We start from the raw sequence: 13,618 nt of genomic DNA, 5'->3' as shown, positions 1-13,618 counted from the left end.
CCCGATTGCGCAACCCGACGCGGTGATTGCGCAACCTACGGCGCCCGGCGATCTTCGCCGGTCGCATTGCGCAAGAGCGACGGGACTCTTGCGCAGGCGGTCGCCCGGTCGTGCCGCGTTGCTGTCGTCGGCCCGTCGTGGTGGTTTGCGCAGGCCTTCACGAACTCCTGCGCAGCGCTCTCCGGGCGTTTGCTCGCGTCCGCCGACGCGGGCGGCCGGGGGTGTGCGGCGTCGGTCCGGGGCTCGTGTGGCCGCTACGTTCTGTCACGCGCCACGGAGCACAGGCGAGGGGAACGCCCCGGCGGTCTGTGTGTGGGCAGATCGTCGGGGCCGGTGCGGTACGGACGCCTCGGGGGCGGGCGGGCGTACGGGGGCAGGAGCGGTGGGGGCCGTGCCGTCCCTTCGGGGTCTTGGACTAGGAGGGGCGTCATGCGCCACGGGGGCTACGAGACAGACGGCGGGCTACTGGGGACTCATCCGCGCTCTTGGCGGTAGGTGTCCCAAAGCTGCTGCGCGGCATCACAACGGCCGCTCTGGGCTGCGCAGTCCGGACAGTCCTGAGGGTGGTTGAGGAACGCGGCGCGGCCCCTGGCGGCAGAGGCGAGGGCGGGCACCACGGCGCCGGCGCTGCTCACCGTCTCGGCCCACCGAGGCACAGGGGCGCTCATCGGGAGCCCTTGCGGCTGCGCGCGTTCGCCTCGGCCACGCGCGGGCGCAGCAGCTCACTCGCGGGGACCGGTTCCAGGTCGGCGGGCGCCGCTTCCCAGTCTTGGCTTCCGCCGCGCGGGCGCAACTGCACGTGGCTGCCTACGTGCCCCATGACGCGACCGACTTTGTCGCGGGTCACGTCCCGTGCCCACGTTCCCACTTCGGGTACTGACTCCTCGGCGTTCATGTGGTCCTCTCCAGGTTGACTTCGGCCCAGAGTCCGCGGTCGTCCGGGATGGTGCCGTACAAGGTTGCCAGGGCGCGGACGATGCCGCCGCCCGGTGAGTGGATGGTGAGACGGGACATCTCCTGATCGCCGGTGGCCGTGATGCGGGCGCGTCTCCGCGGTGCCTTCGGCCTCGCTCGCGTGGCGGCCGCCACGCGTGGTCCACGCGGAAGCCTGAGGCACAGCTGGCGAGAGCGCGCCGACGGCCGCGAAGTTCTTTCCGCGGGGGTGCGGCCGGCTGCCGAGGCCGCGCAGGGCCCGCCATCAGTCGGTTTCGATGGCCACCTGGTGGACTTCGGACAGGGGCACGTGCACGTTGCGGCGCCGGGCCGCCGCCTTCTCCCACCACGGCAGGCGGACGATGAGGTCCTCGCCCTTGACCATGAGCCGCGCCATCGCTCCTCCGCGCCGTGCCCTCGCGGATGCCGCACCGCCACTCCACTGCTTACGGATGGGCTGCGCCACCGGAGGGGGACCCGCGGTGCGGGCATGCCATGGAATCAGCCGACGGGCTTTTGGACATGCCACAGTGCGGTTGAGGACATGGAAGGCGGTGTGCGACGGTGCTGGCCAGGCAATTTCGCGGCGCCCGCTGAGGTCACCACGCCTCCCGGACCGCCACCCAGACGAACTCAGATGCGGCCGCGCTCCCCGAGGTCCTACCAGCCCGCGTGGCAGGGTGGTGGGTATGTGCGGCCGATACGTCTCCACCCGAAGCCCGCAGGACCTGGTCGAGCTGTTCGAGGTCACCCGCTGGAACCCGGAACAGCGCGTGGAGCCGAGCTGGAACATCGCTCCCACCGACGACGTGTGGGCGGTGCTGCATCGCCCGGAGCGCGAGACGGGGGTGTTGGAGCGGCAGCTGCGGCCGCTGCGCTGGGGTCTGGTGCCGTCCTGGGCGACGAACGCGAAGATCGGCACCAAGTTGATCAATGCCCGGGCGGAGACGGTGCACGAGAAGCCGGCCTACCGCCGTGCGTTCGCCGCGCGCCGCTGCCTGCTGCCGGCGGATGGCTTTTACGAGTGGCAGGCCGTCCCGGCGACCGGAACCGCGAAGGTCCGCAAGCAGCCGTACTTCATCCATCCCGAGGACGGTCAGGTGGTGGCGCTGGCGGGACTGTACGAGTTCTGGCGCGACCGTAAGGTGGCCGAGGACGACGACCCGGCGGCGTGGTGGGCGACCTGCACCATCATCACCACCGAGGCCACCGACGCGGCCAGCCGGATCCACCCGCGCATGCCGCTGGCCATCGCCCCGGCCGACTACGACGCCTGGCTCGACCCCACGCACCAGGATCCGGACGAGCTCCGCGCGCTCCTGACCGCTCCCGCCTGCGGCCACCTGGACGCCCGCGCCGTGTCCACCGAGGTCAACAACGTGGATAACGAGGGTCCCCAGCTCCTGGACGACGCCCCTCACGCCGACACCAGCGCCTGACCGCCCGCAGCGACCATGCCGGAGTTGAATCAGCTCAGCCGGGCCGGGTGGGGGTCCGCCTCTTCTTTGCCGGCGGCCGCACGTCGACGTCCTGCGGCGGCCGGCAGTCCTGCGGGGGAGCGCACTTCGTCGGGCCGGTACCACCGATGGCGAACGAGGATCTGGTCGTGGACTCGCAGCAAGGCGAGTGACTCGCGGGTGCCGGTCCCGCAGGGCGATGCGAGCGCGAGGCAGTGTCCAGCTGGCTGGCCGACCACGACACACCCAGGTTGCCGCAAGGGCCGCGCAGCGGACACGAACTGCCGGAGAAGACTGCCCCGCACGGGCTCCCGGCCAGCGACAGCCCGCGAACCGACCCGCCGGATGACCCCTCGGCCGCCGACGGTTGGGCAGCAAAGTCCAAGATCGGCGTGTTTCCCCCGGCAGTAGGGCGACAAGCTGCGCCTGGTGTTGGGTGCTGCGGCTCTCACCGAGTTCACCCGCGTGCTGTCTGTCGACCACACGTTGCGGGAGGCCCTCGCGGACGAAGACCCCGTCCACGCAACGGGGGGACCGGCGGGAGGGGTGGCCTACTGGTATCGAGCATCCGGATGTGGCGTCCGCAGCCGAGCGGGTGACAGCCCCGCGCGGACGGGGGTGGCGGGGCTGTCGGTGCCGGGAGCGTAGGAAGAGGCCCGGCTGCGATCTGCGTCCGGTTACACCGACCTCTGGGGACGGTGTGGATCAAGCTCTTCCTGCTGCGGGTTTCCTCGCTGTCGCGCGGGCCGTGCTACGTGGTCCCCGTTGCTCGGTGGATGGGATAACCCCAAGCTACTGCGCTCGCCGAGCCTCTGGAGTCCGACCGCTACCTGTCCATCTCGGCAGCCGGGCCCGCGCCACAGCCGGTGCGGGTTTCAGCCGGGCACATCCGGCTCCGGCTGACGTGAAGGGGTCCGTGGCGTTCAGAGGTGGGGACGAGAGTAAGGGGCCTGCGGGGGCCTTTCGGTGGGTGTCCGGCGGGGTAACTTACGGGGCGGCTGGGCGTTAGGTGTGCATGACGACGATGGCGGCACGATGGGTGCCGTTCGTATTGCACGGCGGCGAAACGGTTCGGCGCCCGGTGGACGCTCCGATCTTCGAAGCCCTGGCGCGCCGGTGGGCGGCTGCGGGGCGTCTCGTGCCCGGCCAGGACGATCGGGAGTGGAAGACTCTGGCCGGGCACTGCCTGTGGCCCGACCGTTACGAGCGTGGTGCCGGCCAGTCGAATGAGTGACGAGGCAGCCGCCAACAGGTCCTCCTGCCCCTTTCCTTGTACGCGCCGCCGGCCACGTGGTCGCCCTGGAGCCCCAAGCGGAGTCTCGCCTGAGACCGCAGGCGTCCTGCGGCGGCCCACCGCCGCTCGCCATCAGTAGCGGGTGACCGTTCTCATGCAACGCAGTCGCGGTCTCACCGAACGCGGTCTGGCGGGCGGGCGGTTGGTGACCAGTAAGTTCGTGCCACCGAACTTTGAGTGACAAGGCACCGCCGGGGGAGTTCGCTCCGCTGCTGGGACAAGGGCGACGGTCAGCCGGCCGGTTCGACGGCCTGGGTCCTCCGGCCCCCGAGCAGCAAGACACGGGCGAACCGGGGGAGTCCGCCCCATCCTGACGGCAGTGGCCGCGACGTGCACCATGGGGCCATGAGCGACAGCAGTCCCGCAGAGCGGGCTCGGGACCGGGACACGGCCGGGCGGGCCCGCAGCGCCCGGCCGCGCGACGCCCTGGGGCGGCCGTTGCCGTATGGGGCGGAAGGTGCCGCCCGGCAGCCGGAAGGCATCCGGCGTACTCCCGATGAGACGCTGGCCGAGGCCCAGCGGCTGCTCGACGCGGGCTTGCCCTTCCACGCGCACGAGGTCTTCGAGGACGCGTGGAAGTCCGCGTCCGATCCCGGCGAGCGGGCGCTGTGGAAGGGGCTGGCGCAGTTCGCCGTGGGGCTGACCCATGCGGCTCGCGGCAACACGCGCGGCGCCGTGGTGCTGCTGCGCAGGGCTGCGGGCGCGATCGCGCCCTACCGGCAGGCCCCGCCGTACGCCATCGACGTCGGTGGTCTCATCGTATGGGCGCGGTGGGCGGCTGACGGCCTCGCGAGCGGGGCGTTTGCAGCCCCGGCCCGGCTCACGCCTCCCCCGCTGCGAGAACGTCACCCCTGAGGCCCGGGTGTGTACGGCAAACGCTGGTGCACCTGCGGTTGGGGGCTGCCGCATGCCGCGCTGGCGAAGCTGTACGGGGTGGACCGCTCCGCCGTGTCCGCAGCGATCCGCGAGGTCCGCCCGCGGCTGGCCGCTCGCGGCTTCGCCGTCCCGGACCGGCCCGGGGTGCGGCTGCGCACGATGGAGGACGTGTTCTCCGGCCGCTGGGGGCCGTGGATGGTGATGACGTCGCAGTGGTGCAGCAGCCGCGAGGATGTCGGTGGCGAGAACCTCGTCGGTGAAGGGTCTCACCGCCCCGCGGCCAGTGCTGTCCACGGTCCTTCCCGGCGTTGAACCATTTGACGGTACCGCTGGCCATGACGCGCATTCCCTCTGGCTGCGCGGAGAAACGGTCCGCTGTCCCCGCAAACTTCCGGCACCCGGGACTGGATGCTCTGGGCTCTTTTCTACCCCACTGCCCGTCACGAACCGCCCATCGCTGCCCGGGGACGGCGGGCATGTCAACCAGCGCACGACGCGTACCGCCCGGGGCTCGGCCCGAACCCGGCTTCCGCACCCTCTTCAGCCGCCGCACCACCTGACCGCTGCGGCCAGGCAGACCGGACAACTCATCTGGTCAGGGAAGGACCCCGGACCCCCGCCCCCCTTGCGGCAGGTATCGCAACGGGGCGCCCACAGCTGCCGGGTGCTTCGCGGACACAACCACACGAAGCTGCGGACAAGTTGCTCTTGGTCGACAACCCTTCTACCAGGAGCTTCACCACCCGTACACGCCCCCATTCCCAACTCACTTCGCGATCAGCCAAGTTGGAAAGGGCTCAGTGGCCCCAAAGACATAGACCCAGAGAGCACCACATATTCTGATTAGTGACATTATGGGTACTGAATTCCGCATCGTGATGGTATTCCAGCCAGGCGATGCCCAAGCCTCTTCCCACTTGCCAGTACGGGAAGGACGTGAACACGTGAGCGACATCGAGCAGGAGCCCACTGCGGTCGAAGGGACAGAGGCAGAAGCTCCCAAGGACTCAACAACCACAACAACAACCACGACAACGACAACTACGACAACAACCACGGCCCCCGCGGCTGAGGAGGCCGAGGCCGGTCCCGCCGAGGGTGAGGAGCCCGCGGCGGAGACAGCAGAAGAGGCAGAGGGGGAAGCGCCCGAAGCCCCTGCGGCTGAGGAGGCCGAGGCCGGTCCCGCCGAGGGTGAGGAGCCCGCGGCGGAGACAGCAGAAGAGGCAGAGGGGGAAGCGCCCGAAGCCCCTGCGGCTGAGGAGGCCGAGGCCGGTCCCGCCGAGGGTGAGGAGCCCGCGGCGAGGGCAGCGGAAGAGGCAAAGTAAGAAGTCTCAACAGTCACGACAACAACCACCACAACAACCGCGACAAGCTAGGGCGGGTTTCGAAAGTGCTGGTCACAGCCATTCGTTGATGGCGGCGACCAGCACGGTGGCTTCGTAGCGGGAGAGCTTGCCTTGGTCTTCGGGCTCGGCGAGGACGCCACCGGGCGGCTCGACCTGCAGATCCCCCTTTTGCGGCACCGGCCGCGTGCTGGTGGGTGCGGGCGATCGTCGAGTCCACCGAGATGCCAGGTGATCAGCCCTTTCGCTCGGCCCGGGCCTGGAGTTGCTCGAATATCCGGTGCCAGGTGCCGTCGCGCTGCCATCGGGCCGAACAGCCCGTACACCGTCGGCCGTATTGCTCCGGCAGGTCACGCCACGGAATTCCGGGGCGAGCTCGCCAAGGCGGCCCCGAAGACGTTGCGCTACCGCTTCCTCCATGTCCCCGCCGTCCTCGTCCGCGGCCAGCGCCGACGCCGCCTGAAGATCCCCGGAACCTGGCCCTGGGCGGACGAGATCATCACCGCGTCCGCCGCCTCCTGGCCCTGCCCTACCCCACCTGAACCGGGCGCACAGACCCGTCGGGCACCGCGAGGAGGTCACCCGCAGTCCCCGGGGCCGTGGAGCCCGGCGCCACCGGCGCGACAGCCGACGCGCGCCCCTACCCGGCACCGCCCACCGGAAGGGACCAACGCGACATCACGGGCACAAGATCAACCGACTGACGCGGTGCAAAGTCCGCCCACATGGGCGAGTTCGGCGGCCGCGAGAAGATCGCCGAAGCCAAGGGAGAGGTCGTCGAAGCCCTGCCGCCGGGCGGTGCGCCGCCTGGCCCGCCGCCACCAGGCCATGGACACCGAGATCGCCGAGCTGGACGCCGAACTCGCCCCTCGTCCGGCAAGCGGCTCCCGCCTTGCTGGAGCTGTTCGGTGTCGGTCCCGAGACCGCCGGACAACTGCTCGCCTCGGCCGGGGACAACCCCGAGCGCATGCGACCCGTCAACGTTCGCGCACCTGGCTGGCGTCGCCCCGATCCCGGCCTCCTCCGGCCGAACCCACCGCCATTTCAGCCGAGCGATCCGACACGGTCCCTGTCGAGCGTCTCGAACGGCGCCACGCCGGGTGCGGACGGTCTGCGGGTCAGTACCCGCGGCGCCATGGGGTGTCTGACAGGATTTCGCGTCAGGAGTCGGTTTCTCTGGCTTCCGGGTCTTTCTCCGGATCGTACGTCTCCATTCCCATTTGTTTCATGAGCGATGAAATCCGCTGCCATTCCTGGTGCTCGACCTCGGCAGTGCGCAGACATTCCTCGGCCCGGTAGCTGTCGAGCGCCTCCCCGGCGATGTCCCGTTCGTGTTCTTGTGCTTCATCGGCGGCGCGGGCGACGTCCTCGGCGGTCATGCCGGTGGCCCATCGACGGACCCGGACGCGGCAGTACCGGGCGCGGCCGGGGGCGATGGGGACGGGTTCGGCGCGGGGGCGCAGCCAGGCAGCGGGCAGGCCGGTGTAGGTGACGGCGGCGGTGAGCGTGACGTCGTTGCCGTCGGTGTCGGTGACGATGCCGTCGATCTCGTAGGAGGGGCCGGTGGGGAGATCCAGGAGGGCGGTCTGCTCCGCGGTAAGGGGCAGGGTTGCGCGGCTGGTGGTGACGGTCTCGTAGCCGTCGACGGTGGCGGTGTCGGGGTGGATGTCGGTGACGGTGAGGGCGAAGCGGTGGCCGCAGTGCTGGTCCAGCCGCATGCGGGCGGCGTGCTCCGCTTCGCTCCCGGGGAAGCGGCGGAGGGTCGACGGGAGTCGCCGGGGGACCTTCACCTGGTAGGTCTCGCCGATCCGGATGTCCGGGACGCGCATGACGGCCTCCTGCGCCCCTCTCCAGCCTCCCCCCGGCCGCCCTGGCCGCCAAGCCCGCACGGATAGAGGGGGTAGCAAGAACCCAAAGCGTTCCGGCAGGTCACACCGAACGGTGTCCCGTCGCGAGGGCACCGACGTCACCGGCCCGGCATGGTCGAGGTGGTGGAACCGGCAGACCCGCCGGATGACCCCTCGGCCGCCGGCGGTTGGGCAGCACAGTCCAAGATCGGCGTGTTTCCCCCGGCAGCAGGGCGGCATGCTGCGCCTGGTGTTGGGTGCTGCGGCTCTCACCGAGTTCAGCCGCGTGCTGTCTGTCGACCACATCTTGCGGGAGGCCCTCGCGGACGAGGACCCCGTCCACGCAACGGGGGGACCGGCGGGACGCTGACCTGCGTGCCGCCGGGCGGCTCCCCCGTCATTCCCCGTGACGTGCCACATCGACTGACCGGCCGCAGCCGGCCTGATGCGCGCGCTTTGCGGCGGTCAGGGGGCGGTGGTCTGGGTGGTGAGCAGCTGGATGAGACCTTCGGGCCCGGCGTGGTGCAGGGCCTGGCGCTGGCGGGCTGCGCCGGTGCCGTCCCGGAGCAGGCGTTGCAGGAAGGCGGTGACCTGTTGGGTGTCGCCGGTCGCGGTGAGCGGGGGGGTGAGGTGGTCCAGCAGGAGGCCGACCGCCTCCCGGGCGGGCATGCCGGCGCCGTGCGGTGCGATGAGGTGGCCGCCCAGTCCGTGGCGGGCGGCGTGCCAGGCGGCGGCGTGCAGCATCTCGGGTTGGACTCGGAGCAGGGGCTCGCCGGCCCGATCGCTGCGCAGGGCCGCGTCCACCAGGGCGCGGATGAGCCCGGCGAGCATCACGGCGTCGTCGGCACATAGCTGCACGTCCGTTGCGCGGATTTCGATGGTGGGGTAGCGCTTGGACAGCCGGGCCTGCCAGTACAGCTGGCGGCGATCTGCGATCGCCCCGCTGTCGACGAGCTGATCGGCACGCCGGTCGTAGTCGCGGGCGTTGCGGAAGACGGGCGGTCTGCCGCTGACCGGCCAGCGGTCGAAGAGCACGGTGCGCCAACTGGCGAAGCCGGTGTCGCGCCCGCGCCACATCGGTGAGTTCGCGCCGATGGCCACCAGTATCGGCAGCCAGGGACGCAGCCGGTTCAGCACCATCACACCGGTGTCCCGGTCGGCCATGGACACATGCACATGCATGCCGTTGACCAGCTGCTCGTCCGCCAACTGGGCTGCGTCGATGCGCATCTGCCGGTATCTGGGCGTGTCGGTCAGCGGCGCTTGTGTGCCTGTCCACAGCGGGGCCGTGCCGCAGGCGGCGATCCGGCAGCCCACCTTCTCCGCCGCCGCGCCCACCGCGTGGCGCAGCCGCAGCAGATGCCCGCCGACCTCGGTCAACGTCTGGCACACCGGGGTGGCGATCTCGACCTGCACCTGCAGCATCTCCGGCTGCACTTCAGCAGCGGAAAGCGCCGACTCCAGCCCCGCCGCAGCCCGGACTGCATCGGCTGCTGGCACCGGCAACCCACTCACCGGATCCAGCAGCAGATATTCCTCCTCAACGCCGAAGGCGAGAACAGCCATAGCGCTTACTCTCCCACTGTGCCGCTGGACATGCGCGACCTCGCCACCGAGCTCGGGGTCAGTCGAGCCACGGTGTACCGGTGGGCCGGCAACAAGGAACTGCTCTTGGGCGAGGTGCTGTGGGCGTATGCCGAGCGAGCCATCGAACGGGCTCGTCTGCAGGCCCGCGGAGAGGGAATCGGCTACCTGCTGGAAGTGATCCAGGGCTTCGTACAGGCCGTAGACGGCTCAGCACCCCTCCGGCGACTTCTGGTCACCGACCCAGAACCCGCCCTGCGCGTGCTGACCTCGCAGCACGGCGTGGTACAGCCTAGGATTGTCGAGGCGCTGCGACGATCTTCCAAGAGGCGGTTGACGAGGGCAGCTTCCACCCGCCCATCGACGTGGACACGATCTCCTACGCGACGGTGCGGATCGCTGAATCCTTCCTTTTCAGCGACATCATCACTGGTACCGAACGCCACATGCGCCGAGCCATCGACATCATCCGCCTCATCCTGCGTGAAGCTTGAAGGCACCGTCCCTGCCCCAGGGTGCAGCGGGAGGCCGGGAGCCAGACTGCAGTCCTCATCCGGATCCATGCCTCGGACCAACGAGCACAGTGCCGGGCACAAACGGTGCAGGTGCTGTTCTTCCTGGGCTGGCTTGCAGACGCGGCGGCCGACGATGACGACTGCTGGCACGCATTCCGTGCGGGAGGTGCCACTGCGGTGGCCATGGGCCCGGCCGGGGCATGCCGTTCGATCATCTGCCGGACTGTGCCGCGCAGATGGGCCTCGTGCGCATCCTCGATGCGACTGCCGGAACCTGCTCGGCGAGCCCCTGGCCGGCGCCGCCGTCTCCCTGGGCTCGGGCAGCCACTGATCTGGTCGGGCTGCCCACCCGCCAACCCGTACGGGACTGCCGGCCGACGGACACCGGGGCGCCTGCCCGAAGCTGGTTGACCGATGCCCGGGGACGCTGCGTCCGGTCACACCGATCTGGGGCGCTGCGGGTTCCTTGCTTTCGCGCGAGCCGCGCTACCTGGTCACCGCCTGTGTGCCTGGCGAATGAGATAACCCCAACCTACGTCGTTGGCAGAGCCCCTGGAATCCAACTGCTACCTGTCCATCTCGGCAGCCGGGCCCGCGCGGCCTGCTTCGTGCCGATTGCCATAGTCGTGGCAGAGCCGCGGCACCCGGGACGATCGTCAGGCATGCGCACGAGAGGTCGATGCCCCGGGGGGACAGTGGGCCACCCATGTCCTGCGGGCGTGCGCAGCGGGAAGATGCGGGAGGGTCCCGTTGCGGGCACGGTGGGAGAGGGGCGAGAGCCGGTTTTCGTCCGGCCACGTCGTTCGGGGTGTCTTGTCCGCGTGGGACCAGCTGGAGGAGGCGTGATGACAGCAACTGCAGACCGCGTCTCGCCGGGGCCCGCGCTGGGCCTGCCGTCGACCCTATCCCGCGGGGCCGGGCATGCTGCGCGGCGGTGGGACTACACCACGCCGAGGTCGAGCATGGTGTCGGCCACTTTGAGGAAGCCGGCGATGTTCGCTCCGAGCACATAGTTGCCGGGAGCTGCGTACTCCTCCGCCGTAGTGCGGCAGATGGTGTGGATGTCGGTCATGATGGCGGCCAGCCGCTGGTCGGTGTAGTCGAAATGCCAGGAGTCGCGGGAGGCGTTCTGCTGCATCTCCAGCGCCGAGGTGGCCACGCCGCCGGCGTTGGCGGCCTTCCCGGGGGCGAACGCGATGCCGGACTGCTGGAACAGCCGCACCGCCTGGGGCGTGGTCGGCATGTTGGCGCCCTCCGCGACCGCCACCACGCCGCCTGTCAGCAGCGTGTGTGCCGCGTCCTCGTCCAGCTCGTTGTGGGTGGCGCAGGGCAGTGCGACCGCGCACGGCACGTCCCAGATCGACCCACCTTGGATGTAGCGGGCCCTGCTCAGGGTGTTCGCGTACTCCTTGATCCGGCCGCGGCGCCGCAGCTTGACGTCCTTGACCAGCTCGACGTCGATGCCGGCCTCGTCGACCACGTAACCGTCGGAGTCCGACATCGCGATGACCCTGCCGCCGAGCTCGTGCACCTTCTGCGCGGCGTGGATCGCGACGTTGCCGGAGCCGGAGACCACGGCCCGCAGGCCGTCGAGGCCTTGGCCGCGCTGCGCCAGCATCTGGGAGACGAAGTAGACGGTGCCATAGCCGGTGGCCTCGGTGCGGACGTGGGAGCCGCCCCAGCCCAGGCCCTTGCCAGTGAGGACTCCGGACTCGTACCGGTTGGTGATCCGCTTGTACTGGCCGAAGAGGTATCCGATCTCGCGGCCGCCGACGCCGATGTCGCCGGCAGGCACGTCGGTGTGCTCGCCGAGGTGCCGGTACAGCTCGGTCATGAACGACTGGCAGAACCGCATCACCTCCCCGTCGGAGCGCCCCTTGGGGTCGAAGTCCGAGCCACCCTTGGCGCCGCCGATCGGCAGCCCGGTCAGCGCGTTCTTGAAGATCTGCTCGAAGCCGAGGAATTTCACGATGCCGAGGCTGACCGAGGGATGGAAGCGCAGGCCGCCCTTGTACGGTCCGAGCGCGGAGTTGAACTCCACCCGGAACCCGCGGTTGACCTGCACCTGCCCGGTATCGTCGACCCACGGGACACGGAAGACGAGCTGCCGTTCCGGTTCGCACAGCCGCTCCAGCACCCGGGACCGCAGGTACTCCGGATTGCGGGCAAGGACCGGCTCCAACGACTCCAGCACCTCCCGCACGGCTTGGTGGAACTCCGGCTGTCCGGGGTCGCGTGCCTCGACGGCCGCGTAGACCCCGCCGGTCAGGCGGAGACCTTCGGCCTGCCCGCACTGCACTGTCATGGACGTGCCTCCATCCGCAGGAACGCCGCACGCGCCCCAGCCGTATCCTGATGGCCCGTCATGGCCACCGGGCCATCCTGTCCGGCAGGCGCGCCTGTCCCGGCCGCACCGCCGCAGGTGCTGTCGCAATGACCCCGATGGCCGACTGCGGAAGCGGCCACCCGTCGGCGCGCCGCGAAAGGGCTGTTCCCGGATCGTGGCCTGGCACAGCCGCTGGGCACTGCCGCGGAGGCCTGCGCGGATGCACGTCATCGTCGATGCACAGGGGGACAGTCGGCCACCCACGTCCTGCAGGCGTGCCGGGAAGATGCGGGAGGGGCCCAGTGCGGGCACGGTGGGAGAGGGGCGAGAGCCGATGATCGTCCGGCCACGCCGGTTCCGGGTCCTTGTCCGCGTGGGACCAGCCGAGGGGAAACGTGATGACAGCCGCCACAGACGTGCTCATCCCGGCGCTGCGCGAGGTCCGCGAGGCCGAAGCCGCGGTCGCCGACCGGCTCAGGGCGCATGCCGCGGTCGCGCCCGCCGAGGAGTACCGCGAGACCTTGGAGTACCGCATCGCCGGCGCCCGGGGCCACGTGCGCCGTATCGACGAACGCCTGAAGATGTTGCAGCCCCGGGGGCTGGTGCAGACCGTTTTCGGCGGTGCCTTGCTCCTGACCGGGATGGTCGTCCGGCTGCCCTTGGAGGTGGCGATGGGGGTCCCGGTCGCCCTGCTGCGGGGGAAGGCCACGCAGTGGCAGCTGCTGAAGAACACCGAGCGGGAATACGGGGTCACCGCCTTCGCGGTGGCTACCTGCCGGGCCGGCGAACACATCGCCCAGGAGATTGGCGACACCGACAGCTGAGATCTGCTCGACTCCGTCCGCCGCGACGACGAGGACCTCCTCGAACAGCTCGGCCTCACCCTCCAGCAGCGCGCCGAGGCGGTGGTGGCCGCCACGACCACCGACAAGGACTGGGAGCCGGTGGGACTCACCGACGCTGCCCACACGGTCCGCACCGGGGCGGGCAGTGTGCGGGAGACAGCCGAACGCTGGGAGCAGAAGGCTCAGGGACGCGGCCCAGGGCACGTCCGACCGCGTGCCCGGCGCGGCCCCGTGATGGGAGGGTCGACCTCGTCGGGCTTCTCCGGCAGGTAGCCCTCGGCGTACAGCCGTCCCGCGTCCCGGCCGTGCTCGCAGATGTCTACGGACAGGCGCACCCGGCAGCCGTCGCGGTGGCGCAGGAAGAAGGTGCGCTTAAGGAGACCGACCAGCTGTGGACATTCCGACGCGCCCAGGGCCGAACCGCCGCGTGACACCAGGGCAGCCCCGGCGAGCTCTTGAACGGTTGGCCGGCACGTGCACGCGCGGCTGTCGGTCACGGCGCCGGTGTCGGCGTGGTGCCCAATCTCGCTCCGGGCTCCGGTTTGTGAGGATCCGTGGGCGAACCGTAGGACCGCGGACGGCCCGAGAGCAGCGTCAC

At 70.4% G+C, this 13,618-nt stretch carries 14 protein-coding genes and 2 pseudogenes; 7 read left to right on the top strand and 9 right to left on the bottom strand.

Annotation, left to right across the window (positions count from 1 at the left end):
• Window positions 1–664: 664 nt before the first annotated feature.
• The 3 genes from EFK10_RS48555 to EFK10_RS51965 all read right to left on the bottom strand — a co-directional run bounded on the left by EFK10_RS48555 (window position 665) and on the right by EFK10_RS51965 (window position 1,330).
• Window positions 665–895, bottom strand: coding sequence for a hypothetical protein (locus EFK10_RS48555; protein WP_127355379.1), 231 nt, complete (start codon window positions 893–895; stop codon window positions 665–667).
• A complete protein-coding gene (locus tag EFK10_RS51970) occupies window positions 892–1,014 on the bottom strand; it encodes a hypothetical protein (RefSeq protein WP_265737488.1) in 123 nt (40 codons plus the stop codon). The genes EFK10_RS48555 and EFK10_RS51970 overlap by 4 nt, the downstream gene beginning before the upstream one ends.
• A gap of 184 nt (window positions 1,015–1,198) precedes the next feature.
• Window positions 1,199–1,330, bottom strand: a complete 132-nt coding sequence (locus EFK10_RS51965; RefSeq protein WP_265737487.1) for a hypothetical protein — start codon at window positions 1,328–1,330, stop codon at window positions 1,199–1,201.
• A gap of 292 nt (window positions 1,331–1,622) precedes the next feature.
• Here EFK10_RS51965 and EFK10_RS10005 point away from each other — a divergent pair, with 292 nt between their 5' ends.
• The 5 genes and pseudogenes from EFK10_RS10005 (at window position 1,623) to EFK10_RS09985 (ending at window position 5,885) form a co-directional block, all read left to right on the top strand.
• Window positions 1,623–2,372, top strand: a complete 750-nt coding sequence (locus tag EFK10_RS10005; RefSeq protein ID WP_127355378.1) for an SOS response-associated peptidase — start codon at window positions 1,623–1,625, stop codon at window positions 2,370–2,372.
• Window positions 2,373–3,405: 1,033 nt separating this feature from the next.
• Complete coding sequence (locus EFK10_RS10000; protein ID WP_127355377.1) at window positions 3,406–3,624, top strand: hypothetical protein; 219 nt, start codon at window positions 3,406–3,408, stop codon at window positions 3,622–3,624.
• 405 nt (window positions 3,625–4,029) lie between these two features.
• Window positions 4,030–4,539 (top strand): DUF309 domain-containing protein, encoded by a 510-nt coding sequence (locus EFK10_RS09995; RefSeq protein WP_127355376.1) that lies wholly within the window; start codon window positions 4,030–4,032, stop codon window positions 4,537–4,539.
• 20 nt (window positions 4,540–4,559) lie between these two features.
• Window positions 4,560–4,737, top strand: a pseudogene (locus EFK10_RS49830) (transposase family protein); the annotation flags it as partial.
• 767 nt (window positions 4,738–5,504) lie between these two features.
• A complete protein-coding gene (locus EFK10_RS09985; protein WP_127355375.1) occupies window positions 5,505–5,885 on the top strand; it encodes a hypothetical protein in 381 nt (126 codons plus the stop codon).
• A 72-nt stretch (window positions 5,886–5,957) separates the two neighbouring features.
• On the opposite strand, the gene EFK10_RS51960 is transcribed toward EFK10_RS09985, so the two are convergent.
• From EFK10_RS51960 to EFK10_RS09970, 4 genes are all read right to left on the bottom strand, one after another.
• Entirely contained in the window at window positions 5,958–6,083 is a 126-nt protein-coding gene (locus tag EFK10_RS51960; RefSeq protein ID WP_265737486.1) for a hypothetical protein, read from the bottom strand.
• A gap of 512 nt (window positions 6,084–6,595) precedes the next feature.
• Window positions 6,596–6,733: a hypothetical protein gene (locus tag EFK10_RS47210; protein WP_164835910.1), complete on the bottom strand. Its 138-nt coding sequence runs from the start codon at window positions 6,731–6,733 to the stop codon at window positions 6,596–6,598.
• A gap of 330 nt (window positions 6,734–7,063) precedes the next feature.
• Window positions 7,064–7,732: a hypothetical protein gene (locus EFK10_RS09975; protein ID WP_127355374.1), complete on the bottom strand. Its 669-nt coding sequence runs from the start codon at window positions 7,730–7,732 to the stop codon at window positions 7,064–7,066.
• 483 nt (window positions 7,733–8,215) lie between these two features.
• Window positions 8,216–9,316, bottom strand: a complete 1,101-nt coding sequence (locus EFK10_RS09970) for a carboxylate-amine ligase (RefSeq protein ID WP_127355373.1) — start codon at window positions 9,314–9,316, stop codon at window positions 8,216–8,218.
• 30 nt (window positions 9,317–9,346) lie between these two features.
• On the opposite strand from EFK10_RS09970, the pseudogene EFK10_RS53155 reads away from it, so the two are divergent.
• Window positions 9,347–9,828 (top strand): annotated as a pseudogene (locus tag EFK10_RS53155) (QsdR family transcriptional regulator).
• Between the two features lie 961 nt (window positions 9,829–10,789).
• Here the strand turns inward: EFK10_RS53155 and gdhA are convergent.
• Entirely contained in the window at window positions 10,790–12,154 is a 1,365-nt protein-coding gene (gene gdhA, locus EFK10_RS09965) for an NADP-specific glutamate dehydrogenase (protein ID WP_127355372.1), read from the bottom strand.
• Window positions 12,155–12,573: 419 nt separating this feature from the next.
• On the opposite strand from gdhA, the gene EFK10_RS09960 reads away from it, so the two are divergent.
• Window positions 12,574–12,999 carry a hypothetical protein gene (locus EFK10_RS09960; protein ID WP_127355371.1) on the top strand — a complete coding sequence of 142 codons (426 nt, stop codon included), beginning with the start codon at window positions 12,574–12,576 and terminating at the stop codon, window positions 12,997–12,999.
• A gap of 203 nt (window positions 13,000–13,202) precedes the next feature.
• Here the strand turns inward: EFK10_RS09960 and EFK10_RS09955 are convergent, their stop codons facing one another.
• Window positions 13,203–13,517 carry a hypothetical protein gene (locus EFK10_RS09955; protein ID WP_127355370.1) on the bottom strand — a complete coding sequence of 105 codons (315 nt, stop codon included), beginning with the start codon at window positions 13,515–13,517 and terminating at the stop codon, window positions 13,203–13,205.
• Window positions 13,518–13,618 lie beyond the last annotated feature (101 nt).

This window comes from Streptomyces soli, assembly GCF_003999195.1.
GTDB classification, from domain to species: domain Bacteria; phylum Actinomycetota; class Actinomycetes; order Streptomycetales; family Streptomycetaceae; genus Actinacidiphila; species Actinacidiphila soli.
The sequence above is the reverse complement of the archived record's forward strand: the minus strand, read 5'-3'. Positions and strand labels throughout refer to the sequence as shown.

What these genes read in the sequence shown, in the direction of transcription:
- EFK10_RS51965 (WP_265737487.1), bottom strand. Translation starts at nt 1,330, where the DNA reads ATGGCGCGGCTCATGGTCAAGGGCGAGGACCTCATCGTCCGCCTGCCG.
- EFK10_RS09975 (WP_127355374.1), bottom strand. Translation starts at nt 7,732, where the DNA reads ATGCGCGTCCCGGACATCCGGATCGGCGAGACCTACCAGGTGAAGGTC.
- EFK10_RS09970 (WP_127355373.1), bottom strand. Translation starts at nt 9,316, where the DNA reads ATGGCTGTTCTCGCCTTCGGCGTTGAGGAGGAATATCTGCTGCTGGAT.
- EFK10_RS10005 (WP_127355378.1), top strand. Translation starts at nt 1,623, where the DNA reads ATGTGCGGCCGATACGTCTCCACCCGAAGCCCGCAGGACCTGGTCGAG.
- EFK10_RS10000 (WP_127355377.1), top strand. Translation starts at nt 3,406, where the DNA reads ATGACGACGATGGCGGCACGATGGGTGCCGTTCGTATTGCACGGCGGC.
- EFK10_RS51970 (WP_265737488.1), bottom strand. Translation starts at nt 1,014, where the DNA reads ATGTCCCGTCTCACCATCCACTCACCGGGCGGCGGCATCGTCCGCGCC.
- EFK10_RS09960 (WP_127355371.1), top strand. Translation starts at nt 12,574, where the DNA reads ATGACAGCCGCCACAGACGTGCTCATCCCGGCGCTGCGCGAGGTCCGC.
- EFK10_RS48555 (WP_127355379.1), bottom strand. Translation starts at nt 895, where the DNA reads ATGAACGCCGAGGAGTCAGTACCCGAAGTGGGAACGTGGGCACGGGAC.
- gdhA (WP_127355372.1), bottom strand. Translation starts at nt 12,154, where the DNA reads ATGACAGTGCAGTGCGGGCAGGCCGAAGGTCTCCGCCTGACCGGCGGG.
- EFK10_RS09995 (WP_127355376.1), top strand. Translation starts at nt 4,030, where the DNA reads ATGAGCGACAGCAGTCCCGCAGAGCGGGCTCGGGACCGGGACACGGCC.
- EFK10_RS47210 (WP_164835910.1), bottom strand. Translation starts at nt 6,733, where the DNA reads ATGGCCTGGTGGCGGCGGGCCAGGCGGCGCACCGCCCGGCGGCAGGGC.